The organism is Pseudomonas sp. ES1, assembly GCF_050586605.1.
Taxonomy (GTDB): domain Bacteria; phylum Pseudomonadota; class Gammaproteobacteria; order Pseudomonadales; family Pseudomonadaceae; genus Aquipseudomonas; species Aquipseudomonas sichuanensis.
On sequence record NZ_JBOBDM010000001.1, the window covers coordinates 167,082 to 190,619 of the forward strand.

A 23,538-nucleotide genomic window follows, 5' to 3' on the forward strand; every position below is an offset into this window, starting at 1 on the left:
TTACCCGCGAAGCGCCGCGCGGGCGGCGCTCGATCTTGAGAGCGCTGCAGATCTATCGCCATGCACCTGGTGCCCCACATACGATCCCAAGGCATGCCGCCCCCGGCTATCCCCTCAACGCGGCATGTACCCCAACTGCCACGCCCGCGGAATAAAGCGGCTCACCAAGGCCAGCACGCAGGCCAGGCCACAGCTTGCAAACAACGCCATCAACCCCAGCCGTTGCTCCAGCCAGGCGCCGATGGCCGCCCCCAGCAGCATCCCGCTCCAGGGCACCAGCTGCACCCGCCAGCCATGCCGCCGCTCGCCCAGCAACCAGCGCCCCAGCCCGCGGCCAAACCGCGATAGCGCGCCGGTGACATAGGTCAGGCCGATCGGCAGGCCATTCACCTGTTCGACCACGGCATTGAGCATGCCCATGGCCAGGATCGCCGCGACCAGCGCCGGGAAGCTCGTCGCCAGCGGCCAGGCGGCGGCAAAGGCAAGCAGGCCGGCGACCACCAGCAACAAGGGTGAGGCTCGCCGGCGAAAGTGCCGGGCCAGCAGCACCCCCAGGGCATTGCCCAGCACGAAACTGAAGATCGCCAGGGCCAGGCGCAGCACCAACGCCAGGTCGGCCTGGCTGATCGCCACCGCCAGGCGTGTGGTATTGCCGCTCATGAACGAGACGAAATCACCCAGCGCCAGCAGGCCGATGGCGTCGGTCATGCCCGCCAGCACCGACAGCCCGGCCACCAGCCCCAGGCCGACGCGGCCGCGCAGCACTTGCAGCCTGGCGCGGCGGGCACTGTGCAGGGAAGAGGCGGTGGGCAGCATGAGGGTATGTCTCCGGCAGTGGGGCCCCGATCTTATACCGGCGCCAAGGCCTTGCGCATGGGCACGCAGGGGAGTTCCAGGCCGCTCGATTTCATAGGCGCTGGAAAAAACCGGCAGGCACCTGGTGGCCCTCACCCAGTATCCCGCCTTGCACCTGGTGGCCATTACCCAATCCTGATTACCCGGGGTCGGCGGTGTGCCGCCCAAGGGCCTGTCTTGGGATCGCATGTGGGCCACCAGGTGAAGGGCGACAGATTTGCAGCGCTCTCAAGATCGAGCGCCGCCCGCGCGGCGCATCGCTGGCAAGCCAGCTCCCACATTTGTTTCGGGCCAATTATGCCTGTGAAGGTACCACTGCCCGCCTTAGTGCATGCCTCAAGTCAGGTGAGGCGCCAGTGGTGCCCACCTCAATACCGAGTCGAACCAACAAGGCGGACAGCGATGAAACAACAGGAGTAACTGGCCCGAAACAGATGTGGGAGCTGGCTTGCCAGCGATGCGCCGCGCGGGCGGCGCTCGATCTTAAGAGCGCTGCAAACCTGTCGACATGCGCCTGGTCGCGCTCAAACGATCCCAAGGCAGGCACGGATGTAGACGGTACGCGGCTATTGCAATGGCGCCAAGGCAAACCGTGCAGTGTGCCTGTGCATTCGGCCGCTGCTGGCGATCCCCGGGCGGCAAGGCCATGCTGCGGGCTCCCCACGGCTGGCCGCGAGGCATGCGATGCAAAAGGAAACGCCGGTAGTCCTGATCAACGGCCTGATTGGCTGCCTGGATCATCCCGCACTTCACGACACCCTGCCTAACCAGGTGATCGCCCCCGACCTGCTTGGCTATGGCACCTTGCAGGACACCGCGCCGAAACTGATCGATATTGCCGCCCAGGTCGAGCACCTGCACCGCCAATTGCAGGCGCGCAACGTGGCGCGGGCGCATCTGGTCGGGCATTCGGTGGGCGGGGTGGTGGCGCTGATGTTCGCCCACCGCTACCCGCAACAGGTGGCCAGCGTGACCAGTGTCGAAGGCAACTTCACCTTGCACGATGCGTTCTGGTCGGCAGCGGTGGCGCGCATGGACCGCGAAGCGGTCGAACAGCTGCTGGCAAGCTATCGGGCTGATCCCGGCGCGTGGCTGGCGCGGGCCGGGGTCGGGCCCGATGCGCGGCGGCTGGCCCTGGCACAGCGCTGGCTGGCCCATCAGCCGGCCGCCACGTTGCAGGCCATGGCCGCTTCGGTGGTCGCGGTCACTGGCGCGGCCCGCTACCCGCAACAGCTGCAGGCGGTGTTTGCGGCAACGCCGGTGCACCTGCTGGCCGGCGAGCACTCACGCGCTGGCTGGGACGTGCCCCACTGGGCCGAGCGGGCGGCGGCAAGCTTTACCGAGCTTGCGGGGGTGGGCCACCTGATGATGCTCGAAGACCCGCAAGGCTTTGCCAGTGCCATCGCCCGCCTGCTCGGCTGAGGGCCACCCTCAGAACGAGCCGGTGTGGACTTCGCCGCTGCGCACGTAATGGGCGAGCAGCACGCCCTTGGGGGTGGTGGCCGATTCCACCAGTTCGAAGGCAGCCGCTTGCGCATCCTCACCGAACAGCCGCTTGCCATGGCCGAGCAGCAGCGGGTGGATCAGCAGCCTCAGCTCATCCACCAGGCCTGCGGCCAGTAGCTGGCGCACCAGTTCGCCGCTGCCCTGGGTCAGGAGCACGTCGCCGTCCTGTTGCTTGAGCGCGCGAACCGCGCCGGTCACATCCGCGCCCAAACCATGGCTGTTGTACCAGTGGAGTGAGCCGGGATGGTGGGTGGCAACGTGCTTGGGCACGCGATTGAACAGGTCGGCCAGCGAGCGATCGTCCGCTTGATGCTCAACGTGCGGCCAGTACCCGGCGAAGATGTCGTAGGTGCGCCGTCCCAATAGCAGCTCGAACGGCTGGCTGAACAGCGTCTGCATGGCCTGGCCGAAGGCTTCGTCGGCCAGCGGCGGGATCCAGCCGCCGTGGGTGAAGCCGCCGCTTTCGTCTTCCTGTGGGCCGCCGGGGGCTTGCATGACGCCGTCGAGGGTGATGAAGGCGGCGACGATAAGCTTGCGCATGGGGTGTTCCTCTTCAGGTTGCTGTTCGAGGGGTAGTCGAACGGGGCTGGCTGAAATCGACAGGAACGAAACAACATGGGCGACGCGTTTGCAGGTTCAATCGCCGGCAGGCCGGCGATTGCGCTGGTGCGGGCGGGCCTGGTCTACAGCCAGTACGTCACCGCCCACCAGCCCAGCCCACCCATGACCACGGTGTAGGGCAGCGCCATCCACACCATGCGCCCGTAGGACAGGCGAATCAGCGGCGCGATCGCTGAAGTCAGCAGGAACAAGAATGCCGCCTGCCCATTGGGCGTCGCCACGCTGGGCAGGTTGGTGCCGGTATTGATCGCCACTGCCAGGGTCTCGAAGTGCTCGCGGCTCATGGCGCCGCTGACGAACGCCTGCTTGACCTCGGTGATGTAGATGGTGGCGACGAACACGTTGTCGCTGATGGCCGAGAGCAGGCCGTTGGCCAGGTACAGCATGCCCGGCTGCTGCTCGGTCGGTAGCGCCAGCACCCAGGCGATCAGCGGGTTGAACAGCTGCTGCTGGTGGATCACCGCCACCACCGCGAAGAACACCACCAGCAGCGCGGTGAACGGCATGGCGTCCTGGAACGCGCGGCCCAGGCGGTGCTCGTCGGTGATGCCGGTGAACGCAGTGATCAGCACGATCACCAGCAGGCCGATCAACCCCACCTCGGCGATGTGCAGGCCCAGGCAGACGATCAGGATTAGCGCCGCCAGCCCTTGCACCACCAGGGCGATGCGTTGCGCCGGGGTGCGTGCGGCGTCGTCTTCGGCGGCGTAGGCGGCCAGTACCTGGCGCACGCGCTCGGGCATCAGGGTGCCGTAGCCGAACAGGCGCAGCTTCTCCAGCAGCACGCAGGTGACCAGGCCTGCGGCCAGTACCGGCATCGACACCGGCGCGACCTTGAAGAAGAAGTCGGCGAAGTGCCAGCCCATCTCATGGCCGATCAGCAGGTTCTGCGGCTCGCCCACCAGGGTGCACACGCCGCCCAGCGCGGTGCCCACCGCGCCATGCATCAGCAGGCTGCGCAGGAAGGCGCGGAACTGGTCGAGGTCGTCGCGGTGCAGCTGTTCGACCTGGTGATCGCTGTCCAGTGCCGACTCCTCGCGGGGGTTGGTGCCGGAGGCGACCCGGTGGTAGACCGCGTAGAAACCCACGGCGGCGCTGATGATCACCGCGGTCACGGTCAGCGCGTCGAGGAACGCCGAAAGGAACGCCGACAGCACGCAGAACAGCAGGGCCAGCACGGCCTTGCTGCGCACCCCCAGCAGAATCCTGGAGAACAGGTACAGCAGCAGCTCTTTCATGAAGTGGATGCCGGCGACCATGAACATCAGCAGCAGGATCACCGGAAAGTTGTGCTGCAGCTCTTCATACAGCGCTTCGGGCGTGGCCATGCGCAGCAGCAGCGCTTCGACCAGCAACAGGCCGCCGGGCATCAGCGGGTAGCACTTGAGCGCCATGCCCAGGGTGAAAATGAACTGCAGCACCAGCGCCCACCCCGTGACCACCGGGCCGAGGGTTGCCAGCAGCAGCGGGTTGAGCAGCAGGAACAGGCAGATGACCGCCTTGTACCAGCGCGGCGACTGGCCCAGGAAACTGTGGGCGAGGGCGCTGGGCAGGGATTGCGACATGAATTTGTATCCTTTTGATTCAGCAGTGGCGCACGGTGCCGGATCGGGCCCCGCGGTGCAAGGCGTGCAGTCCCGCTTTTGGCACAAGTGCGGCCTTGTGGGTGCGCTAAGATCCTGCGCGTGAACCCTTTCCCCACAGGAGTGCCGTCCGTGACCGAATACACCGCATTCAAGGTTGAACTGACCGACAACATTGCCCATGTGCAGATCAACCGCCCGGACAAGATCAACGCGATGAATGCCGCCTTCTGGGAGGAGATCGTCGACATCTTCCAGTGGATCGACGATACCGACGCGGTGCGCGTCGTGGTGATCAGCGGCGCCGGCAAGCATTTCTCCTCGGGCATCGACCTGATGATGCTGGCCTCGCTGGCCGGCCAGCTGGGCAAGGACGTCGGCCGCAACGCCCGCCTGCTGCGCCGCACCATCCTGCGCCTGCAAAGCTCGTTCAACGCCGTGGACAACTGCCGCAAGCCGGTGCTGGCGGCGATCCAGGGTTATTGCATCGGGGGCGCCATCGACCTGGTCTCGGCCTGCGACATGCGCTACTGCGCCAGCGATGCACAGTTCTCGATCAAGGAAATCGACATGGGCATGGCCGCCGATGTCGGCACCCTGCAACGTTTGCCGCGTATCATCGGCGACGGCATCATGCGCGAGCTGGCCTTTACCGGGCGGATGGTCGATGCCGAAGAGGCGCTGCGCATCGGCCTGGTCAACCGGGTTTATGCCGACCAGGCGGCATTGCTCGACGGAGTCTTTGCCATCGCCCGCGAGATTGCCGCAAAATCGCCGATCGCGGTGGCCGGCACCAAGGAGCTGATCAGCTACATGCGTGACCATCGCGTCGACGATGGCCTGGAGTACATTGCCACCTGGAACGCCGCCATGTTGCAGTCCGAAGACCTGCGCGTGGCGGTGGCCGCCCACATGAGCAAACAGCAACCGACGTTCGCCGACTGACCCCGTTGGCGGGCGCCTTCAAGGGACCGCAACGATGTCAGCACGCTGGACAACCGCAGTACTCGACCCGCAGATCACCGGGGGGCTGGCCGTCGCCCGCAGCCCGGAAGGGTTCCTGGTGGACGCCAACGGCGCGCTGTTCCCCCGCGACTGGCTCAAGCGTCAGGCACTGGACGTGCTGTGCGAGCACGGCATCGGCCACTTCGACGGCCAGCCGGTGTTCCTGCTTGAACTGCGCAGCGCCGGCGAGGTGCCTGGCTGCACCTGGCAGGGCCTGCGCCGGTTCATGCTCGAAGGCGACTTCGACACCTACAAGGTGCTGGGCTACGCCGCGCAGATCGGCACCTGGGCCCGCGAACACCGTTTCTGCGGCAGTTGCGGCCAGGCGATGGCGCAGATCCACTGGGAGCGGGCGATGTACTGCCAGCCCTGCGACCTGCGCAGCTACCCGCGCATTTCACCGAGCATGATCGTGCTGGTCACCCGTGGCGACGAGGTGCTGCTGGCGCGTTCACCGCGTTTCGTGACGGGCGTTTACAGCACCCTGGCCGGTTTTGCCGAGCCGGGCGAGTCGGCCGAGGACTGCCTGGTGCGCGAGGTGCGTGAAGAGGTGGCGGTGGAAGTGAAGAACATCCAGTACGTCGGCAGCCAATGCTGGCCGTTCCCGCACTCGATGATGCTGGGTTTCCATGCCGAGTACGCCGGTGGCGAGATCGTCATGCAGCCGGACGAGATCGAGGATGCGCAGTGGTTCAATGTGCATGAGCTGCCGCCGCTGCCGGCCGGGCGTTCCATCGCCCGCTACCTGATCGACCTGTATGTGGCGCGGCGCTTAGGCCTGGCCGAACCAGTGCTGCCACGCTAGGCGTACGGTCAACGCCAGCACCACGGCGATGAACACCGGGCGGATGAACTTGCTGCCGCCGCTGATCGCCGTGCGTGCGCCGAAGAACGCGCCGACCATCACCGACAGGCCCATGCACAGGCCGACGATGTAGTCCACCTGCCCGGAAATGATGAACACCGTCAGCGCCGCGATGTTGCTGACGAAGTTCATGCTGCGTGCCACGCCGCTGGCGCGGACCAGGTCGATGGGGTAGAGCAGCAGCGTGCTGACGGTCCAGAACGCGCCAGTGCCGGGGCCGGCGACGCCGTCGTAGAAGCCCAGGGTGAAGCCCTGGGGGAACTGCCATTTCTTCTTGATCGGCGCATCGGCGTCCAGCGGCGCCTTGGGCGTGCCGCCGAACAGCAGGTAGACGCCGCAGGCGAAGACGATCACCGGCAGCATCTTGTTCAGCCATTCGGCCGGCATGTAATGCGCCACCACCGCACCCAGCAGCGCGCCTGCCAGGGTGCCGGCTATCGCCTGGCGCCACTGCGCCGGGTGGAACAGCTTGCGCCGGTAGTAGGTGATGCTGGCCGTGGCCGCGCCGAAGGTGGAACTGAGCTTGTTGGTGCCCAGCACCAGGTGCGGTGGCATGCCGGCGGTGAGCAGCGCCGGGGTGGTCAGCAGGCCGCCGCCACCGGCGATGGCATCGATGAAACCGGCGACGAAGGCGACCAGGGCGAGGATCAGTAGGGTTAGCGGTTCTACGGTGAGTTCGAAGGGCATGGGGGTCGGCAGGCTGGAAGGCAGGGGGTGCGGCAAACTGCCGCGCTAGAGGGGTGACATGGTAAGCCGCCAAGTATGTGTTGTCAGCACTTACGCCATCGCGGGGCAAGCCCGCTCCCACAGGTGCAGGGCCTGTGGGAGCGGGCTTGCCCCGCGATTGTTTTTACAGGAACCAGCGATACTCCCGCGCACTGACCTCTTGCATGAACGCCAGATGGTCTTGGCGTTTGTTCTCGCAATACACCATCACGAACTCCGCCCCCAGCCCTTCATTCACCGCCGGGTGCCCGCGCATGGCTGCCACCGCGCCGAGCATGTCCTTGGGGAAATCGATGCCGCTGCTGCGGTCGTCGTTCAGCGGCGCAATCGGCTCTTGCCCTGCATCGAGGCCGTGCTCCATACCGCACAGGATTGCCGCCAGCACCAGGTACGGGTTGGCATCCGCCCCCGCCAGGCGATGCTCGATACGCAGGTTGCGTGGGTCCGACTCGGGGATGCGGATGCACGCGTCACGGTCTTCGAAGCCCCAGCTGGCGCGGCTGGCGGCATTGACCATGGCGCCGTAGCGGCGGAACGCGTTGTGGTTGGCGGCAAAGATCGGCATGCAGTGCGGCAGCAGCTCCAGGCAGCCGGCCACGGCGTGGCGCAAGGGGCGTTGCTCGTTGGCCGCGAGCAGGTTGTTGCCTTGCGGGTCGTAAAGACTGACGTGCACATGCATGCCACTGCCCGGCGCCTGCAGGTACGGCTTGCTCATGAACGAGGCGCGCAGCCCGTGCTTGAGTGCCACGCCGCGGGTGCTGCGGCAGAACAGCGCCGCCCAGTCGGCGGCGCGCAGGCCGTCGTCGCAGTGGCCGAAGTTGATCTCGAACTGGCCAGGGCCCAGCTCGGCGGTGATGACGTTGGCGTCCACCCCTTGGGCGTTGGCGGTCTCGACCATGTCGCGCAGCACGTCGGAGAAACGCGAGAGGCGCTCGATATGCATGTTCGGCTGGTCGTCGGCGTCGGTGCTGAACGGGTCGTGGGGGAACTGCGGCAGGCCTTCCTTGAGCGCCCGGTCGAACAGGTAGAACTCCAGCTCGAACGCCACCACCGGGCGGATGCCGCGACGCTCCAGGCGCTGCAGCACGCGGGCGAGCACTTCGCGCGGTTCGAATTCGATGGGCGCGGCGGTGCCGTCGGAGGTGATCAGCATCTGCCCCAGCGGCTCGCGCTCCCAGCTCACCGGCTTTAGGGTGCCGGGCACCAGGCGCCGTGGGGCGTCGGGGTCGCCGTCGTTGAAGCAGTAGTCGCCAATCGGGAACAGCCCGCCTTGCACGCCCAGCAGTACGCAGTTCTGCGGCAGCTTCAGCGGGCTGCCGGCGGCGACCTTTTCCAGCATGTCGATGGGGTAGCGCTTGCCGTAGAAGTGCCCGGGGATGTCCAGGCTGATCAGGTCGACGTAGCGCACCTGCGGGTGTTGGGCGCGGAAGGCGCGGACTTCGCTGAGCAGGTCGGGCATTGTTTTTGTAGTTGTCATGGTCATGCTCTTAACGGAAGACCCAGAGGACCCGGGTCGGCTCGGTGGTGAGGTTGGCGTAGCGGAACTGGCTGTGCGGCGGCAGCTGGAAGCTGTCGTTGGGGTACAGGGTGACGGCCTCGGCAACGCCTTCGAGCCACAGCGTCAGCTCGCCTTCGAGGACGAAGCCGCCCTGTTCCGAGCTGTCGTCCAGGTGCCCATCGCCACTGCTGGCGCCGGGCGCCAGGTGGCTTTCGAGCATGGCGAAGCGGCCATTGAGGGTGGGCGAGACCAGCACGTCGGTGACGCCGGCGGCGTAATACAGGGTGCGCCGTTCGCCGGGGCGGGTGACCCAGTCGATCTCCCGCGGCGGCACGGCCTGGTAGAAGTAGGTGGTCGGCACCTGCAGGGCTTCGCTGATGGCGGTGAGGTCGGCCACGGTCGGGCGCGACAGGCCGCGCTCCACTTGCGAGAGGAAGCCCAGCGAGCGGTTGACCCGACCGGCCAGCTCGTCCAGCGTCAGGCCACGGTGCTTGCGCAGGTCGCGCACCAGCCGCGCCAGGGCTTGGCTGTCGTCGGTCAACTCAGACATGGTCGCGCATCCTGTACCAGGCCTTGGCCGCGGCCTCCAGTGGCGCAGCCAGGAGGTCGCCGCCGGGGAAGCGGCCGTTGTCGATGCCCTGGTACAGCGCCAGCAGATCGTCGTCGCCGAGGATCGCGTCGCTGACCGCCCGCGCCCCGGCCAGGGTCGGCAGCACACCGTGCCCGGAGAAGCCTTGCAGCCAGTAGCGCTGGCCTTGGCGACCGATGTCCGGGGTGCGCTGGATGCTGCAGTCGATATGGCCGCCCCAGGCATGTTCGATGGCCACCCCGCGCAGTTGCGGGAACACCCGTTCCAGGTAGGGGCGGGTGGCTGCGGCGACATCCTTGGGGATGCCGCCCAGGTAGGTGCAGCCACCGCCGAACAGCAGGCGGTGGTCGGGGGTGAGGCGGAAGTAGTCGGGGACGAACTGGTTGTCGATCACGCAGCTGTTGCGCGGCAGCAGCGAGGCGGCGAAGTCGGCGTCCAGCGGCGCGGTGGCCACCTGGTAGGAGCCCACCGGCAGCAGGCGCCGCGCCAGGTTGCGGTCGAGGCGGTCGATGTAGGCGTTGCAGGCCAGCACCAGCACACTGCTGCGCACTTCGCCCTTGTCGGTGCGGGCGACGAAGCCTTCGGCCGTTTCCTGATAATCGAGCACCTGGCTCTGTTCGAAGATGCGCCCGCCGGCCTGTTCAATCGTGGCGGCCAGGCCCTGGGCCAGTTTCAGCGGGTTGAGGTGGGCGCCGTTGGGGTCCAGCAGGGCGGCCTGGTAGCGTGGGCTGTCGATCCACTCGGGCAACTCGTCGCGGCTGATCAGGCGCAGGCAGTCGTAGCCGAATTTCTGTGCCGCGTCGCGTTGCGCTTCCTCCAGCAGCTTTACCCGCCTGGGCAGCACCGCAGTCCACAGGCTGCCGAGGCGGTAGTCGATGTCGAAGCCGTGGCGCGCCGGCAACTCGCCCATCTCGCGGGAGGCCCAGCACATGCTGTCCCACAGGCGCCGACTGCGCTCCAGGCCCAGGGCCTTTTCCAGCGGTGGCATGTCGCAGGACCAGCCCGGCAGGGCCTGGCCGCCATTGCGCCCGGAGGCGGCCCAGGCGACGCGGCTGGCTTCGAGCAGGGTTACGCGTTTGCCGGCCAGGGCCAGGCGCAGGGCAGTGTGCAGGCCGCTGAAACCGGCGCCGATGATGAGGATATCGGTGTCGTGCTGGCCTTGCAGGGTAGGGCGCAGGGGGATGGCGCTGGGGTAGGTCTGGGCGTAGTAGCTGGCGACGTGCTGGGCGGATTGCTTGAACATGCCGGTGCCTCGTGAAATTTGTTTTGATTATTTTCATGAAAAAATAGCAGATAAATTTCATTGCGCCAGCGGGACGGTGTTGACGATATGATCCAGGGACCGCGTTGCGGTCCTTTCGTGGTACAGAGGAATGCGTACTCCTGTAGGAGCGGCCTTGTGCCGCGAAAGGGCTGCGCAGCAGCCCCAATGACAAATACAAGGCTTACGCCCATGCGCCGCCTACCCTCGCTAACCGCCCTGCGCACCTTCGAATGCGCCGCCCGCCATGGCCACTTCGGCCGCGCCGCCGCCGAGCTGTGCGTCACCGACAGCGCCGTCAGCCACCAGATCCGCCAACTGGAAGAACAACTCGGCGTCGCCCTGTTCGAGCGGGTCGGCCGTCAGGTGCGCCCGAGCGCCGAGGCCGAGCGCCTGCTGCACCACCTGCAGCAAGCCTTCGAACTGATCGGCAAGGCCTGCGACGAACTGCGCGACCCGGCCTCGCAGGCCGTGCTGCGGGTGGCGGTAACGGCGGAGCTGGCGCAGAAGTGGCTGGTGGCGAGGCTGGCCGACTTCAGCAGCCGCTACCCGCACATCACCCTGCACCTGCACGACCAGCCGATCGACGCCGGCGCCCCGGCGCTGGACGTCGACCTGGCCATCACCTACGGCACCAGCACCCTGGATGCCAGCACCCACTTCGTGCGGCCCTTGCCGCTGCTGCAGTTCTTCCCGGTGTGCAGCCCGGGCCTGTTCAACCAGGGCGGGCTCAAGCGCCCGCGCGACCTGGTGCGCCATTGCCTGTTGCACGACGATCAGGATGGCCGTACCTGGACCACCTGGCTGGCCACCCACGCCGAAGACGCCTTGCCCACCCGGCAGCTGTATTTCCCCCACGCCGCCCTGGCGCTGGAGGCGGCGTTGCTGGGGCAGGGCGTGGCCATGGGCGATAACCTCACCTGCCAGGCCGACCTGCAAAGTGGCCGCCTGGTGCGCCCGTTCAGCGCCAGCGTCACCGCCCAGGGGCAGTACGCGCTGGTGTGCGAGCGCCTGCGCCTGGAGCGCGGCGCAGTGGCGCAATTCATCGAATGGTTCATCGAACAGCTGGGCGATAGTTGAATTCAATTCAGCTATCGCTGAGTTTTCATCGTTGGAAGGCAAAAGCGCCGCGGCGTAGCGTGCAGTCATCACTCACCGATACCGAGGTTGACCCATGGCACGTTCGCTCACCACCACCCCCAAGGCCGATGGTTTCCGCTTGCCCGGCGAATTCGAAGCCAAGGCCGGCTGCTGGCTCGGTTGGCCGGAGCGCCCGGATGTGTGGCGCAATGGCGGCAAACCGGCACAGAAAGTCTGGGTCGAGATCGTCACCGCCATCGCCAGCAGCGAGCCGGTGACGGTCTGTGCCTCCGCCGCCCAGTACGCCAACGCCCGCAACCTGCTGCCGGCCCATGTGCGGGTGGTGGAGATGACGTGCAACGACACCTGGTTTCGCGACAGCGGGCCGTGCTTCGTGGTCAACGATCAAAGCGGCGAGGTGCGCGGCGTGGACTTCGAGTTTAATGCCTACGGCGGCCTCGACGGCGGCCTCTATTACCCTTGGGACAAGGATGACCAGATCGCCCGCAAGATCCTCGAGATCGAAAACCTCGACCGCTACCGCGCGCCTTTGATCGCCGAGCTGGGCGGTATCCAGAGCGACGGTGAAGGCAGCCTGCTGACCACCGAGCAGTGCCTGCTCAACCGCAACCGTAACGCCCACCTGGGCAAAGACGAGGTGACCCGCCGGCTGCAGGACTACCTCGGCGCCGAGCAGGTGATCTGGCTGCCGCGCGGGTGCAAGTTCGACGAAACCGACGGCCATGTCGACGACCTGGCCTGCTTCGTGCGCCCAGGCGAAGTGGTGCTGCAATGGACCGACAACCGCGACGACCCGCAGTGGGAGATCTACCAGGAGGCCTATGACATCCTGCGCAGCACCCGCGACAGCCGTGGCCGCGCGCTCAAGGTGCACAAGCTGCCGCAGCCCGAAGTGCTGCGCTGGACGGCTGAAGAGGCGGCGGGCCTGGACCATGTCGAGGGCACCCATGTGCGCCAGGCGGGCACGCAGATCTGCGCTTCCTACATCAACTACTACGCCGGCAACTCGGCGATCGTCGTGCCGCTGTTCGGCGACCGCAACGACAGCATCGCCCAGGCCACCCTGGCCGAGCTGTTCCCCGGCCACCGCATCATCGGCATCGACAACAGCCGCGAGATCCTGCTCGGTGGCGGCAACGTCGCCTGCATCACCATGCCGCAATACGCCGGGGGCCGCCGCTGATGAACCGCCTGGCCCTCGCACTCGCCTTGGGCTGCATGGTGTCGGCGGCCACGGCCGCCGATGCCGACAAGCCCACGGTCAATTTGTACATCTGGGGCGAGTACCTGGCCCCGGACACCTTGGCCAACTTCGAGAAGGAAACCGGCATCCGCGTGGTGGCCGACCATTTCGATTCGCTGGAAACCGCCGAGACCAAGCTGCTCACCGGCGGCAGCGGCTACGACCTGGTGCTTAGCGCCGGCCAGCACCTGAGCCGGGCCATCGCCAGCGGCGCGCTGCAGCCGCTGGACAAGTCGCGCTTGCCGCACCTGCAAGGGGTAGGGGAGGCGTTTCTCGAACACATGGCGGTGTTCGACCCAGGCAACCGTTACGCCGGCACCTACGCCTGGGGCACCACCGGCGTGGGTTTCCAGCAGCAGGCGGTGGCCGCGCGGCTGGCCGACGCGCCCAAGGACAGCTGGGCGATGCTGTTCGACCCGCAGGTGGTGGCGAAATTCGCCGATTGCGGGGTCAGCCTGCTCAACGATCCCAACGAAGTGTTCGCCGCAGTGATGCGCTACATGGGCCTGGACATCAACCAGCAGCGGCTGGAGGACCTCCGGGCCGCCGAGGCGCAGCTGCGCAAGGTGCGCCCGTACATCCGCTATTTTGATAACGACCGCAACATCAATGACCTGGCCAATGGCGAGACCTGCGTGGCGATGTCGTGGAACGGTAACGTGGCCATTGCCCAGGCCCAGGCGCAGCAGGCCGGCAAACCGTTCGGCCTGGACTACAGCATCCCCCGCGAGGGCACGTTGATCTGGCTCGATGCCTTGGTGGTGCCCAAGGACGCACCGCATCCGCAAGCGGCCTGGGCCTTGATGGACTACCTGATGCGCCCGGAGGTGATTGCGCCGATCACCGATACCATCCACTACGCCAACGCCATCACGGCGGCCGACAATCTGGTGGATGCGCAGATCCGCAATGCCCCGGGTACTTACCCGCCGGCTGCGGTTCGGGCGCGGCTGTACAGCAAGAACGACAACGACAAGGCGTTCAACCGGGAGCTGACCCGGGCGTTCAGTCGTTTGAAGAGCGGCACCTGAACCTCAGTGCGCCCCCGCATGCCGCCGTGCACGGCGTGTTTGCTGGGGTTTGGCCAGGGGCGGCGTGGGCAGGTGATGGGGATGGGAGTGCCGCCGCACGATGCGCAGCACGCCCCAGAGCATGGCCGCCGCAACGCTGAGCCACATGCCGACCAACATGAGGATTGCCATGGACAGGGTCATGATTGCCTCCTTCTTCGTGACGGGCACTGCGTCATCCCGGACACAGTTGATAGTCTAGCCCGGCGCTTGTGACGTTCCATTGACCGAAGGTCTAGTGCTTGGGCCGTTTGGTTCCAAGCACGGCCCGGGCTATACCCGGGCGCGGTGGCGGCCTATGATCGGTGGCCATGGCCGGGCGGCATCCGCCTGGCGTCGGAACAAGCGAGTGCCCATGTTGCAAGACCTTCCCAAGTCCCGGGGTTCGAGCCCCCGTCGTCTGCTTGCCGCCTGCCTGGTGGCCGCTGCCTTGGCCGGCTGCGCCAGCACACCCCCGGCGGCGCTCAAGAGCCTGCCGCAGCGGGTCGAGATCAGCAGCGTGCCGTTCTACCGTGGCAATGCCAACCACAGCGGATCGATGGCCTTGGCGGCGGTGCTGTCGGCCAAGGGCGCGCCGATCACCCCGGGCTTGCTGGACAAGCCGCTGGGCCTGCCTGGGGCCGCCGAGTCGCTGGACAGCGCGATCCCCAAGGTAGCGCGTGAATACGGCATGCTCGTGTACCCGCTGGACAAGCGGCTTGACGCCTTGCTGGCGCAAGTGGCCGCCGGTTACCCGGTGCTGCTGCGTTTTCAGGAAGGTTCGGCCTTGTGGAGTGAGCCACGCTACGCCGTGCTGATCGGTTATGACCGCTACAAGCAGCGGGTATTGCTGCGCGCAGGCATGCACCGGCGGCAGTTGATGAGCTTCGACAGTTTCGAGTCGGCGTGGGCCAAGGAGGGCAGTTGGGCGGTGCTGGTGCAGTCGCCTCGGCAGTTGCCGGCCCAGGTGGATCGCCAGCGCTGGTTGCAGGCGGCGGATGAGCTTGCGCGCTCGGGCCAGGAGATTGCGGCGAAGCAGGCGGTCAATAGCCTGGGACATTGAGGGGAAAAATCGCGGGGCAAGCCCGCTCCCACGTTGATGGCGTGGGAGCGGGCTTGCCCCGCGATAGTTTGGTGCTTTTGGCCTGTCAGAAGCCCAGACGGTCACGCAGGCTGTAGTACCAGGCCCCGAGGGCGCTGAACGGCACGCGCAGCATCTGGCCACCCGGGAACGGGTAGTGCGGCAGGCCGGCGAACGCATCGAAGCGCTCGGCCTGGCCGCGCAGGGCCTCGGCCAGCACCTTGCCCGCCAGGTGGGTGTAGGTCACGCCGTGGCCCGAGCAGCCTTGCGAGTAGTAGATGTTGTCGCCAATGCGACCCACCTGCGGCAGGCGCGACAGGGTCAGCAGGAAGTTGCCGGTCCAGGCGAAGTCGATCTTCACGTCCTTGAGCTGCGGGAAGGCCTTGAGCATTTTCGGGCGGATGATCGCCTCGATGTTGGCCGGGTCGCGCGCGCCGTACACCACGCCGCCGCCGAAGATCAGGCGCTTGTCGCCGGTCAGGCGATAGTAGTCGAGCAGGTAGTTGCAGTCCTCGACGCAGTAGTCCTGCGGCAGCAGGGTGCGGGCCAGTTCCTCGCCCAGCGGCTCGGTGGTGATCACCTGAGTGCCGCACGGCATGGACTTGGCGGCCAGTTCCGGCACCAGGTTGCCCAGGTAGGCGTTGCCGGCGACGATGATGAACTTGGCGCGGACCTTGCCCTGCGGGGTGTGCACCACCGGGTTGGCGCCACGCTCGATGCGGATGGCCGGGGTTTGCTCATAGATGATGCCGCCCAGCGACTCGACCGCCGCGGCTTCGCCCAGGGCCAGGTTGAGCGGGTGGATATGGCCGCCGCTCATGTCGAGCATGCCGCCGACATAGCTGTCGCAGGCGACCACTTCACGGATGCGCTTCTGGTCCATCAGTTCCAGCTGGGTGTGGCCGAAGCGTTCCCACAGGCGTTTTTGCGATTCCAGGTGGCCCATCTGCTTGCTGGTCAGCGCGGCGAACACGCCGCCGTCCTTCAGGTCGCACTGGATGTTGTACTTGGCCACGCGCTCACGGATGATGCGCCCGCCCTCGAAGGCCATCTTGCCCAGCAGTTGTGCTTCTTTAGGGCCGACGGTGCGTTCGATCACGTCGATGTCGCGGCTGTAGCTGTTGACGATCTGGCCGCCGTTGCGGCCCGAAGCGCCGAAACCGACCTTGGCGGCCTCGACGATGCTCACCTTGAAGCCGTTCTCCAGCAGGAACAGGGCGCTGGACAGGCCGGTGTAGCCGGCACCGATGATGCACACATCGGTTTCCACCTCACCCTGCAGCGCCGGACGTGGCGGCACCGGGTTAGCCGAGGCGGCGTAGTAGGACTGGGGGTAGGGGGTAGTGGCCATGCTCGAGGAACCTCGTGTTTTATATTTTTAACGAATGTACCGATGCTATCAATAATAATAAACACCCGCTAGTCGTCCGGTGAAAATCCTTTACGCCGACCCTGCCGCTATCCTTTTTCAAATATTTTTAAGATTCAGTAGCTTAGCGTGAAAAAAAGCGTTGACAGCGATTTTGTAACGCGTAGAATGCGCCCCACACGACAGGCGCATAGCTCAGTTGGTTAGAGCACCACCTTGACATGGTGGGGGTCGTTGGTTCGAGTCCAATTGTGCCTACCAAACAAAAGCCCCGGGTTACCGGGCATCGAAAAGGGCGATCCGAGAGGGTCGCCCTTTTTGTTTGTACAAGATTCTTGCCTCTGCACTTCGGCACGGGAACGGCGGCTCCCGCGCCAGCCCCGAAGTTAACCCCTGCTGCCTTTACCGCCAGGCACATGCAGATAGGCCATCACGCTCTCGGTCAGTTCGGTCGCCAGCTTCACCGCCTCCTTGTTGCGTGCCATGACTCCAGCCACCAACCCTTCGATCAACGCCAGCACGGCGATGTTGGAGCTGGTCAGCACCGGATGGTCGGCGGGCGCGAACAGCACATGGTGGGCAATGGCGGTCAGCGGCGAGGCCGGTGAGTCGGTGATCGCCAGTACCGTGGCGTTGCGCTCGCGGGCATAGCGCGACAGTTGCAGCGTGTCCTGGGAATAGCGCGGCAGAGCGATCGCCAGCAGCACGTCCTGCTCGTCGATCACCGCCAGCCTGTAGGCTGCGTTCTCGTTGCCACCTTCCATGCTGATGGCCAGGGCGTCGTTGCAGAACGGCACCAGCGTCGAGGCTGCCAGGCTGGCCAGGTAGGCGCTGTTGCCAAACCCCAGCACATAGACCTTGCGTGCCGCGAGCAGGCGCTTGACGAAGGTTTCGAAGGTGTCGGCCTGGTTGTTGCTGGCGGTGGTCGCCAGGTTGCTGCTGGCGCTCTGGATCTGCTCGTGCAGGCCAAAGTCGCCATCGGGGCGTTGGGCCAGCTCGTTGCGCAGCTTGTCCACCGGCGAGACCATCTGCTGCAGGGTGGTCACCAGCTCTGCTTTCATGCCGCTGTAGCCGCCCAGGTCCAGGGCCTTGGCCAGGCGATTGACCGCCGCCGGCGAGGTCGCGGTGGCCTGGGCCATCTCTTCGATGGTCAGGGTCGCGGCCTTCAAGGGATGACGCAGGATATAGTCGGCGACCTTGCGCAGCGAAGGCGGCAGCTCGGCCAGGCTTTCCGACAGTTTGCGCATGACCGGCGAGGCATACACGGTGGTGTTCTTCGAATGGCTCGGCATCCGGCGCGAAGCTCCCTGAAAAGTTGGGCCGTAGTGTATCCCAAGGCGCCCCGCGGCGGACGGCCGCAGAGCGCCGGGGGGCTTACTTGAGGCTGCCGGCAAGGAACTGGCGCAGGCGCTCGGACTGCGGCCGTGCCAGCACTTCGCGCGGGGCGCCGCGTTCCTCGGCAAGGCCTTGGTGGAGGAACAGCAACTGGTTCGACACCTCGCGGGCAAAGCCCATCTCGTGGGTGACCACGACCATGGTGCGGCCCTCCTGGGCCAGGTCCTGCATCACCTTGAGCACTTCGCCCACCAGCTCCGGATCGAGCGCCGACGTGGGCTCGTCGAACAGCATCACCTCGGGCTCCATGGCCAGTGCCCGGGCGATAGCCACCCGTTGCTGTTCGCCACCGGACATGTGCGTCGGGTAAGCGTCGCGCCGGTGGCTGACGCCCACCTTGTTCAGGTAGTGCTCGGCCTTTTCACGCGCTTCCTTGCGGTTGATGCCCAGCACCTGCACCGGCGCCTCCATCACGTTGTCCAGTGCGCTCATGTGCGACCACAGGTTGAAATGCTGGAAGACCATGCTCAGCCGTGAACGCAGGCGCTGCAATTGCCGTGGATCGGCCGCCCGCAGCCCGCCACGCGGGCATTCGCGCAACTTGAGTTGCTCGCCGTTGACCACGATCTGCCCGGCATTGGGTTGTTCTAGCAGGTTGATGCAGCGCAGGAAGGTGCTCTTGCCCGAGCCGCTGGAGCCAATGATGCTGATCACGTCGCCGGCGTTGGCCGTAAGCGACACGCCCTTGAGTACCTGGTGGCTGCCGTAGCTTTTATGCAGGTCCTGAATGTGCAGTTTGTTCATCGGTCGGTACTCGTAGGTATCAGTCGCTGAGCAAGCGACCCTGGCGGATGGGGGTATTGCCGGCGACCTTGGCCAACCACAGGCCCGGTTGGGCAAAGCGCAGGCGTTCGCGGGCGTAGAGAATGCCGTCGGTGCTGGCCCGGACCACGCTGTGGCGATCACTGAGCGGGTCGATGACTTCGAACAGCGGGTCGCCGACCCGCACCTGTGCCCCCAAGGGTTGCAGGTAGCTGACCACGCCGGGGTGCTCGGCGTAGGCGTACTGGGCGCCAGCGAATGGCGTGGCCTGGCAGCCAAGCGCCGGTGCGCTCGGCCAGTGGCCGCTGATCAGGCCTTGCTCGGCCAGGTAGCCGAGGATCTGCTCGGCGCTGGCCTGGCACTGCTCGCGGCCGGTGTCGGCCATGCCCCGCAGCTCGATGGTGGTGGCCACACAGGCCAGGGGGATCTGGGCCTGGGGGAAGTGTGCGCGCAGTTGCAACCACGGCGCCGCACAGGCTTCATCGAACGCGTCGCCGCCGGCACCTTCGGCCAGCAGCACCGCTTCGGCGCCCAGGCGCGCGGCCAGCGAGCGCAGCTGCGGCCAGTGCTGTGGCATGGCGTAGAGCAGCATCACCGATTCGAAATCGCAGTGCAGGTCGAGCACCAGGTCGGCGTCGCAGGCGTGGCGCAAGAGCAGGCGGCGCAAGCCGTCCAGCTCCGACTGCGGCGGCGGCAGGGCGTCGATGAGCTCGACCATGGCCTGGCGAATCGTTGCCATGTTGCTGGCCTCGTCGTCGCCCAGGCGCCCCTCCAGGTGCGCGGCCAGCGCCTGGGTCAGTGCCGGGAAGTCGCGGTTGAAATTCTTGCCGCTGTTGAATTCGAAACGGCCCTGATGGGTGGCCTGGAACATCTGGCCGATGCCGATCGGATTGGCCAGGGGCACCAGTTCGATGGTCCCGCTGAGCCGGCCTTGGGCCTCGAGCTCGAGCAGGCGCCGCTTGAGCTCGACGGCAACGCGCATGCCCGGCAGTTCGTCGGCGTGCAGCGCAGCCTGGATGTAGGCCTTGCGCGGCCCGCTGCCAAAACGCAACACGCGCAGGCTCCGCTGGGTGCCGCAGGCGCTCCAGGGCAAGGTATGGTCAATGTGCTGCATGCAGGCTCCTTAGTGCTTGCGTGGGGCCAGGTAGGCCAGCCAGTGGCGCTCGGCCAGTTTGAACAGGCGCACCAGCAGGAAGGTCAGGGCCAGGTAGATGAGCCCGGCGGTGATGAACGCCTCGAAGGGCAGGTAGTAGCGCGCGTTGAAGGTTTTTGCAGCGCCCGTGATGTCCACCAAAGTGACGATCGAGGCCAGGCTGGTGGTCTGCAGCATCATCAGCACCTCGTTGCTGTACTGCGGCAGAGCCCGGCGCAAGGCCGAGGGCAGCAGGATGCGCCGGTACAGGGTCAGGGGTGACATGCCCATGGCGCGGGCCGCTTCCAGCTCGCCGCGCGGGGTTGCCCGCAGGCTGCCGGCCAGCAGTTCGGCGCTGTAGGCACTGGTGTTGAGGGCGAACGCCAGGCAGGTGCAGAAGGTTGCGCTGGACAGGTACGGCCACAGCGGGCTTTGGCGCACGGCTTCGAACTGGGCCAGGCCGTAATAGATGAGGAACAGCTGCACCAGCATCGGCGTGCCGCGGATCACGTAGGTGTAAAGCCAGGCGGGGTAGCGCAGCAGGCACCTGCGCGAAACCCGCATCAGCCCCAGGGGGATTGCCAGCGCCAGGCCGCAGGCCAATGAAATCAGCAGCACCTTAAGGGTCAGGGCAATGCCGTTCAGGTACAGCGGCAGGTTCTGCCAGATCAGTTGGTAGTCGAGCATCATCGCAGCGGCTCCCTTACAGCTCGGCGGCTTTGTAGCCGACCGAGTAACGTTGTCCCACACCGCGCAGCAGCACCAGCGACACACTGGTCAGCAGCAGGTACAGCGCCGCCACGGCGAGGAAAAAGGTGAATGGCTGGTGGGTGGCGTCGGCCGCGTTCTTGGCCTTGAACATCATGTCCTGCAGGCCGATCACCGAGATCAGCGCGGTGGACTTGGTCAGCACCAGCCAGTTGTTGGTGAACCCCGGCAGCGCCAGGCGCACCATCTGCGGCAGGCTGATCCGCCAGAACACCTGCAGGCCGCTCATGCCGTATGCCGCGCCGGCCTCGGCCTGGCCCTTGGGGATGGCCAGGAAGGCACCGCGGAAGGTTTCCGACAGGTACGCGCCGAAAATGAAGCCCATGGTGCAGACGCCGGCGATGAAGGGGTTGATGTCGATGTACTGTGAGTAACCCAAGGCCAGCGCCAGGCGGTTGACCAGGTCCTGGCCGCCGTAGAACACCAGCAGGATCAGCACCAGGTCAGGGATGCCGCGCACCACCGTGGTGTAGACCTCGCCCAGCGCCGCCAGCCACTTGAGGGGGGACAGCCGGCAGGCGGCGCCGAACAGGCCCAGGCCGATGGCCACTGCCATGGCCAGCAGGGCCAGTTGGATGCTCAGCCAGGCACCCTCGAGAATGCTCGATCCATAGCCGTGAAGCATGATGAAAACCCTCGCAAGCCAGCGTTACTGGCCGTAGATATCGAACGGGAAGTACTTGCTCTGCACCTGCTGGTAGGTGCCGTTGGCGCGGATCGCGGCGATGGCGGCGTTGAGGCGCGCCAGGTTGGCGGTGTCGCCTTTGCGCACGGCGATACCGGCGCCACGGCCGAAGTACTGGGGGTCGCTGATGTCCGGCCCGACCAGGGCAAAGCCTTGGCCGGCGGGGGTCTTTATAAAGCTCTCCTCGGTGTTGACGATGTCGGCGAGGGTGGCATCCAGGCGCCCGGACACCAGGTCGAGGAAGGCTTCGTTCTGCGAGGCGTAGCGCACCACTTCGACGCCCGCAGGCTCCAGTTGCTCGGTGGCGAAACGGTCATAGGTGGAGGCGCGCTGCACACCCACCTTGCGGCCCTTCAGGTCCACGGCAGGTACGTTGAGCTGGCTGCCGGCCTTCATCGCGAACTTGCCCGGCGTGTGGTAGTAGCGGTCGGTGAAATCGACCGACTTGAGGCGGTCTTCGGTGATCGACATGGATGACAGCACGGCGTCGATCTTGCGCACCTTCAGCGACGGAATCATCCCGTCGAACTCCTGGATCACCCACTGGCACTTGACCTGCATCTGCGCGCACAGGGCATTGCCGATGTCGTAGTCGAAGCCGGCAAGCTCGCCTTCGGGCGTGCGGTAGGAGAAGGGCGGGTAGGCCGCCTCGATGCCGATCCGCAGGCTTGCTTCATCGGCGTGGGCGAGGGCGCTGCAGGCACTGAAGGCCAGTGCGCCAAGAAGTCCGGTCTTGTTCATTTTATCGACTCCGGTGGGTGGGCAATGCCGCCCGGCGCTGCATGGGCGAGGGGGTGGCGGAATTGAAATTGACACAAATAATTTCACAAATCAATACAGTGAAAATAAACATATCAAAAAGGCGATGCCCGGTTCACCCTGGCGGCCGAGCGGGCACCGGTGCCCATCCCGACCCGAGGCTGTATCTCTTTGTATCCGCCCCCGGCCTTTGCAACCTCGCTTACAAATACCGCTACCGATGGATACGCCCCGGATACACGCCTGGGGCCAAATGCGTCAGCCCGAACGAAAAGCCTGCCGGCGATGTTCCGGGCCCTTCTGGCACAACCCAACTGCTATCGGAGCAACCCATGTCCAACACCAAGACTCGTATCGGCCTGCTCACCATCGCCCTGGTGGGCGGTATCAATCTCACTGCCTCCGCCTTCGCCGTGGAGGCGCTGCCCCAGGGCTACCAGGTCGCGGCCGCCGGCAAGGCCGCGGAAGGCAAGTGCGGCGAGGGTAAATGCGGCGCTGGCGCAGCCCAGGCCAAGGGCGCCCAGACGGAAGGCAAGTGCGGTGAAGGCAAGTGCGGCGATGCCTCCTTCGCCCGTACCGACACCGACCACGATGGCCGTGTCTCACGGGCTGAGCTGCTGGCGGCGGCGCCCAAGGCCAATGCCGAGTTTGATGCCATCGACGCCAACCACGACGGCTACCTGTCGGAAGGCGAGGTGTACCAGTTCCGCAAGGGCCAGTTCGACGCCAACGGCAAGCCATTCCCGGCCGACCTCTACAGCAAGCTGAGCCAGGCCAAAAACTGAATCTCGGCACTGCCCAAGGCACGGCGCCGGGCACCTGGCCCGGCCAAGTCCTTCGCTCGGTTTTTCCGATGCGCCGATCATGGAACGCCTGAGTTTCGACCGGGCCATGGTCAGCGGTCAGTTGGCGTGAGCGGCGGGTGTTGCTGGCCGATCTGGCTTGTCTCGCAAAGTTTTTGATTTTTTTGAAAAAAACGCTTTACAGGTAGGCCTTCGATCACTAATATGCGCCCCACACGACAGGCACATAGCTCAGTTGGTTAGAGCACCACCTTGACATGGTGGGGGTCGTTGGTTCGAGTCCAATTGTGCCTACCAAACAAAGCCCCGGTTTACCGGGCATCAAAAAAGGCGACCCGCAAGGGTCGCCTTTTTTGTTTTGGCCATTTGCCATGGCTTCCTTGGGCATCCGCGCCCAGGCACACGGAAAATTATCTGACATGAAAATTTGACAAGGCCCCGTCCTTGGCTATTTTCAGCCGAGCGCCTGAATATCAAGGAAGATAAAAATAAGCGTCATCAGGATCAACGGACGATCGATCCACTATACGGATACCCTGCAAGGTGAACTACGCGTTGACCGATGCCCTGGCGCAAACCGTGGCGGGCTTCATCCTCGGTGACGACCCGGCGTTGGCCGCGCCGTGGATCAGCAAGTGGAAAACCCTCGACACCACCACCCTGGCCCTGAACTTCAAGGCCCTCGCCGAACGCGATGACCTGCTGCCCCAATTGACTCGCCTGCATCAACCGGCCCTGGTGATCTGAGGCGATGCGGACCGCGCCATCAGCCAGGACAATGCCCTGCAACTCAAGGCGGGGCTGGCCCACAGCCAGTTCTCCAGCGTCGCCGGTGCCGCACATGCGGTGAACATGACCCACGCCGAGCGCGTCAACGCCGAT

Annotated in this window: 24 protein-coding genes and 2 tRNA genes; 11 read left to right on the forward strand and 15 right to left on the reverse strand. The window is 65.8% G+C overall.

Going from position 1 to position 23,538, the window contains the following annotated elements; translation table 11 throughout:
- Positions 1 to 114: 114 nt before the first annotated feature.
- Positions 115 to 816, reverse strand: coding sequence for a YoaK family protein (locus ACQ4N9_RS00860; protein ID WP_110994725.1), 702 nt, complete (start codon positions 814 to 816; stop codon positions 115 to 117).
- Positions 817 to 1,539: 723 nt separating this feature from the next.
- On the opposite strand from ACQ4N9_RS00860, the gene ACQ4N9_RS00865 reads away from it, so the two are divergent.
- A complete protein-coding gene (locus ACQ4N9_RS00865) occupies positions 1,540 to 2,277 on the forward strand; it encodes an alpha/beta fold hydrolase (RefSeq protein WP_390970676.1) in 738 nt (245 codons plus the stop codon).
- Between the two features lie 9 nt (positions 2,278 to 2,286).
- On the opposite strand, the gene ACQ4N9_RS00870 is transcribed toward ACQ4N9_RS00865, so the two are convergent.
- A complete protein-coding gene (locus tag ACQ4N9_RS00870) occupies positions 2,287 to 2,901 on the reverse strand; it encodes a dihydrofolate reductase family protein (protein WP_390970674.1) in 615 nt (204 codons plus the stop codon).
- Between the two features lie 143 nt (positions 2,902 to 3,044).
- On the reverse strand, positions 3,045 to 4,547 hold the full coding sequence (gene nhaB, locus ACQ4N9_RS00875) for a sodium/proton antiporter NhaB (RefSeq protein WP_390970672.1): 1,503 nt from the start codon (positions 4,545 to 4,547) through the stop codon (positions 3,045 to 3,047).
- A gap of 150 nt (positions 4,548 to 4,697) precedes the next feature.
- On the opposite strand from nhaB, the gene ACQ4N9_RS00880 reads away from it, so the two are divergent.
- Positions 4,698 to 5,510, forward strand: coding sequence for a crotonase/enoyl-CoA hydratase family protein (locus ACQ4N9_RS00880; RefSeq protein ID WP_390970670.1), 813 nt, complete (start codon positions 4,698 to 4,700; stop codon positions 5,508 to 5,510).
- Positions 5,511 to 5,544: 34 nt separating this feature from the next.
- Positions 5,545 to 6,375 carry an NAD(+) diphosphatase gene (gene nudC / locus ACQ4N9_RS00885; RefSeq protein WP_390970668.1) on the forward strand — a complete coding sequence of 277 codons (831 nt, stop codon included), beginning with the start codon at positions 5,545 to 5,547 and terminating at the stop codon, positions 6,373 to 6,375.
- Here nudC and ACQ4N9_RS00890 read toward each other — a convergent pair.
- The 4 genes from ACQ4N9_RS00890 to ACQ4N9_RS00905 form a co-directional block, all read right to left on the reverse strand.
- Positions 6,343 to 7,122: a TSUP family transporter gene (locus ACQ4N9_RS00890; protein ID WP_110994729.1), complete on the reverse strand. Its 780-nt coding sequence runs from the start codon at positions 7,120 to 7,122 to the stop codon at positions 6,343 to 6,345. The two genes, nudC and ACQ4N9_RS00890, sit on opposite strands and share 33 nt — an antisense overlap.
- A 163-nt stretch (positions 7,123 to 7,285) precedes the next feature.
- Positions 7,286 to 8,638: a glutamine synthetase family protein gene (locus tag ACQ4N9_RS00895; protein WP_390970666.1), complete on the reverse strand. Its 1,353-nt coding sequence runs from the start codon at positions 8,636 to 8,638 to the stop codon at positions 7,286 to 7,288.
- Between the two features lie 10 nt (positions 8,639 to 8,648).
- Positions 8,649 to 9,209, reverse strand: coding sequence for a helix-turn-helix domain-containing protein (locus ACQ4N9_RS00900; RefSeq protein ID WP_125859079.1), 561 nt, complete (start codon positions 9,207 to 9,209; stop codon positions 8,649 to 8,651).
- Positions 9,202 to 10,491 carry an NAD(P)/FAD-dependent oxidoreductase gene (locus ACQ4N9_RS00905; RefSeq protein WP_390970664.1) on the reverse strand — a complete coding sequence of 430 codons (1,290 nt, stop codon included), beginning with the start codon at positions 10,489 to 10,491 and terminating at the stop codon, positions 9,202 to 9,204. The genes ACQ4N9_RS00900 and ACQ4N9_RS00905 overlap by 8 nt, the downstream gene beginning before the upstream one ends.
- 210 nt (positions 10,492 to 10,701) lie before the next feature.
- On the opposite strand from ACQ4N9_RS00905, the gene ACQ4N9_RS00910 reads away from it, so the two are divergent.
- From ACQ4N9_RS00910 to ACQ4N9_RS00920, 3 genes are all read left to right on the forward strand, one after another.
- Positions 10,702 to 11,589, forward strand: coding sequence for a LysR substrate-binding domain-containing protein (locus ACQ4N9_RS00910; RefSeq protein WP_110994733.1), 888 nt, complete (start codon positions 10,702 to 10,704; stop codon positions 11,587 to 11,589).
- 94 nt (positions 11,590 to 11,683) lie between these two features.
- On the forward strand, positions 11,684 to 12,793 hold the full coding sequence (gene aguA / locus ACQ4N9_RS00915) for an agmatine deiminase (protein WP_125464491.1): 1,110 nt from the start codon (positions 11,684 to 11,686) through the stop codon (positions 12,791 to 12,793).
- Positions 12,793 to 13,884 carry an extracellular solute-binding protein gene (locus tag ACQ4N9_RS00920; protein ID WP_125464490.1) on the forward strand — a complete coding sequence of 364 codons (1,092 nt, stop codon included), beginning with the start codon at positions 12,793 to 12,795 and terminating at the stop codon, positions 13,882 to 13,884. The genes aguA and ACQ4N9_RS00920 overlap by 1 nt, the downstream gene beginning before the upstream one ends.
- A 3-nt stretch (positions 13,885 to 13,887) precedes the next feature.
- Here the strand turns inward: ACQ4N9_RS00920 and ACQ4N9_RS00925 are convergent, their stop codons facing one another.
- Complete coding sequence (locus tag ACQ4N9_RS00925) at positions 13,888 to 14,067, reverse strand: hypothetical protein (RefSeq protein WP_258642165.1); 180 nt, start codon at positions 14,065 to 14,067, stop codon at positions 13,888 to 13,890.
- A gap of 154 nt (positions 14,068 to 14,221) precedes the next feature.
- Between ACQ4N9_RS00925 and ACQ4N9_RS00930 the strand changes: the two genes are divergently transcribed.
- Entirely contained in the window at positions 14,222 to 14,965 is a 744-nt protein-coding gene (locus ACQ4N9_RS00930) for a peptidase C39 family protein (RefSeq protein ID WP_347150521.1), read from the forward strand.
- Between the two features lie 85 nt (positions 14,966 to 15,050).
- Here the strand turns inward: ACQ4N9_RS00930 and ACQ4N9_RS00935 are convergent, their stop codons facing one another.
- Positions 15,051 to 16,334: an NAD(P)/FAD-dependent oxidoreductase gene (locus ACQ4N9_RS00935; protein WP_110994738.1), complete on the reverse strand. Its 1,284-nt coding sequence runs from the start codon at positions 16,332 to 16,334 to the stop codon at positions 15,051 to 15,053.
- A 202-nt stretch (positions 16,335 to 16,536) separates the two neighbouring features.
- Here ACQ4N9_RS00935 and ACQ4N9_RS00940 point away from each other — a divergent pair.
- A tRNA-Val gene (locus ACQ4N9_RS00940) sits at positions 16,537 to 16,613 on the forward strand.
- Positions 16,614 to 16,738: 125 nt separating this feature from the next.
- Here the strand turns inward: ACQ4N9_RS00940 and ACQ4N9_RS00945 are convergent.
- From ACQ4N9_RS00945 to ACQ4N9_RS00970, 6 genes are all read right to left on the reverse strand, one after another.
- Entirely contained in the window at positions 16,739 to 17,644 is a 906-nt protein-coding gene (locus ACQ4N9_RS00945) for a MurR/RpiR family transcriptional regulator (RefSeq protein ID WP_322360549.1), read from the reverse strand.
- 82 nt (positions 17,645 to 17,726) lie between these two features.
- Positions 17,727 to 18,491: an ABC transporter ATP-binding protein gene (locus ACQ4N9_RS00950; RefSeq protein ID WP_390970660.1), complete on the reverse strand. Its 765-nt coding sequence runs from the start codon at positions 18,489 to 18,491 to the stop codon at positions 17,727 to 17,729.
- A gap of 19 nt (positions 18,492 to 18,510) precedes the next feature.
- Positions 18,511 to 19,623 (reverse strand): succinylglutamate desuccinylase/aspartoacylase family protein, encoded by a 1,113-nt coding sequence (locus ACQ4N9_RS00955; protein WP_390970658.1) that lies wholly within the window; start codon positions 19,621 to 19,623, stop codon positions 18,511 to 18,513.
- Positions 19,624 to 19,632: 9 nt separating this feature from the next.
- Entirely contained in the window at positions 19,633 to 20,331 is a 699-nt protein-coding gene (locus ACQ4N9_RS00960) for an ABC transporter permease (protein WP_110994742.1), read from the reverse strand.
- 13 nt (positions 20,332 to 20,344) lie between these two features.
- Positions 20,345 to 21,034: an ABC transporter permease gene (locus tag ACQ4N9_RS00965; RefSeq protein WP_390970655.1), complete on the reverse strand. Its 690-nt coding sequence runs from the start codon at positions 21,032 to 21,034 to the stop codon at positions 20,345 to 20,347.
- Positions 21,035 to 21,058: 24 nt separating this feature from the next.
- Positions 21,059 to 21,835 carry an ABC transporter substrate-binding protein gene (locus ACQ4N9_RS00970; RefSeq protein WP_390970653.1) on the reverse strand — a complete coding sequence of 259 codons (777 nt, stop codon included), beginning with the start codon at positions 21,833 to 21,835 and terminating at the stop codon, positions 21,059 to 21,061.
- Positions 21,836 to 22,185: 350 nt separating this feature from the next.
- On the opposite strand from ACQ4N9_RS00970, the gene ACQ4N9_RS00975 reads away from it, so the two are divergent.
- The 3 genes from ACQ4N9_RS00975 (at position 22,186) to ACQ4N9_RS00985 (ending at position 23,403) form a co-directional block, all read left to right on the forward strand.
- Positions 22,186 to 22,638, forward strand: coding sequence for an HvfA family oxazolone/thioamide-modified RiPP metallophore (locus ACQ4N9_RS00975; protein WP_390970651.1), 453 nt, complete (start codon positions 22,186 to 22,188; stop codon positions 22,636 to 22,638).
- Positions 22,639 to 22,876: 238 nt separating this feature from the next.
- Positions 22,877 to 22,953 (forward strand) — tRNA-Val (locus tag ACQ4N9_RS00980).
- 246 nt (positions 22,954 to 23,199) lie between these two features.
- On the forward strand, positions 23,200 to 23,403 hold the full coding sequence (locus tag ACQ4N9_RS00985; RefSeq protein ID WP_390970649.1) for a hypothetical protein: 204 nt from the start codon (positions 23,200 to 23,202) through the stop codon (positions 23,401 to 23,403).
- Positions 23,404 to 23,538: the final 135 nt, after the last annotated feature.

Coding starts and splice junctions, on each gene's coding strand:
- ACQ4N9_RS00860 (WP_110994725.1), bottom strand. CDS start 816: ATGCTGCCCACCGCCTCTTCCCTGCACAGTGCCCGCCGCGCCAGGCTG.
- ACQ4N9_RS00865 (WP_390970676.1), top strand. CDS start 1,540: ATGCAAAAGGAAACGCCGGTAGTCCTGATCAACGGCCTGATTGGCTGC.
- ACQ4N9_RS00870 (WP_390970674.1), bottom strand. CDS start 2,901: ATGCGCAAGCTTATCGTCGCCGCCTTCATCACCCTCGACGGCGTCATG.
- nhaB (WP_390970672.1), bottom strand. CDS start 4,547: ATGTCGCAATCCCTGCCCAGCGCCCTCGCCCACAGTTTCCTGGGCCAG.
- nudC (WP_390970668.1), top strand. CDS start 5,545: ATGTCAGCACGCTGGACAACCGCAGTACTCGACCCGCAGATCACCGGG.
- ACQ4N9_RS00890 (WP_110994729.1), bottom strand. CDS start 7,122: ATGCCCTTCGAACTCACCGTAGAACCGCTAACCCTACTGATCCTCGCC.
- ACQ4N9_RS00895 (WP_390970666.1), bottom strand. CDS start 8,638: ATGACAACTACAAAAACAATGCCCGACCTGCTCAGCGAAGTCCGCGCC.
- ACQ4N9_RS00900 (WP_125859079.1), bottom strand. CDS start 9,209: ATGTCTGAGTTGACCGACGACAGCCAAGCCCTGGCGCGGCTGGTGCGC.
- ACQ4N9_RS00905 (WP_390970664.1), bottom strand. CDS start 10,491: ATGTTCAAGCAATCCGCCCAGCACGTCGCCAGCTACTACGCCCAGACC.
- ACQ4N9_RS00910 (WP_110994733.1), top strand. CDS start 10,702: ATGCGCCGCCTACCCTCGCTAACCGCCCTGCGCACCTTCGAATGCGCC.
- aguA (WP_125464491.1), top strand. CDS start 11,684: ATGGCACGTTCGCTCACCACCACCCCCAAGGCCGATGGTTTCCGCTTG.
- ACQ4N9_RS00920 (WP_125464490.1), top strand. CDS start 12,793: ATGAACCGCCTGGCCCTCGCACTCGCCTTGGGCTGCATGGTGTCGGCG.
- ACQ4N9_RS00925 (WP_258642165.1), bottom strand. CDS start 14,067: ATGACCCTGTCCATGGCAATCCTCATGTTGGTCGGCATGTGGCTCAGC.
- ACQ4N9_RS00930 (WP_347150521.1), top strand. CDS start 14,222: ATGATCGGTGGCCATGGCCGGGCGGCATCCGCCTGGCGTCGGAACAAG.
- ACQ4N9_RS00935 (WP_110994738.1), bottom strand. CDS start 16,334: ATGGCCACTACCCCCTACCCCCAGTCCTACTACGCCGCCTCGGCTAAC.
- ACQ4N9_RS00945 (WP_322360549.1), bottom strand. CDS start 17,644: ATGCCGAGCCATTCGAAGAACACCACCGTGTATGCCTCGCCGGTCATG.
- ACQ4N9_RS00950 (WP_390970660.1), bottom strand. CDS start 18,491: ATGAACAAACTGCACATTCAGGACCTGCATAAAAGCTACGGCAGCCAC.
- ACQ4N9_RS00955 (WP_390970658.1), bottom strand. CDS start 19,623: ATGCAGCACATTGACCATACCTTGCCCTGGAGCGCCTGCGGCACCCAG.
- ACQ4N9_RS00960 (WP_110994742.1), bottom strand. CDS start 20,331: ATGATGCTCGACTACCAACTGATCTGGCAGAACCTGCCGCTGTACCTG.
- ACQ4N9_RS00965 (WP_390970655.1), bottom strand. CDS start 21,034: ATGCTTCACGGCTATGGATCGAGCATTCTCGAGGGTGCCTGGCTGAGC.
- ACQ4N9_RS00970 (WP_390970653.1), bottom strand. CDS start 21,835: ATGAACAAGACCGGACTTCTTGGCGCACTGGCCTTCAGTGCCTGCAGC.
- ACQ4N9_RS00975 (WP_390970651.1), top strand. CDS start 22,186: ATGTCCAACACCAAGACTCGTATCGGCCTGCTCACCATCGCCCTGGTG.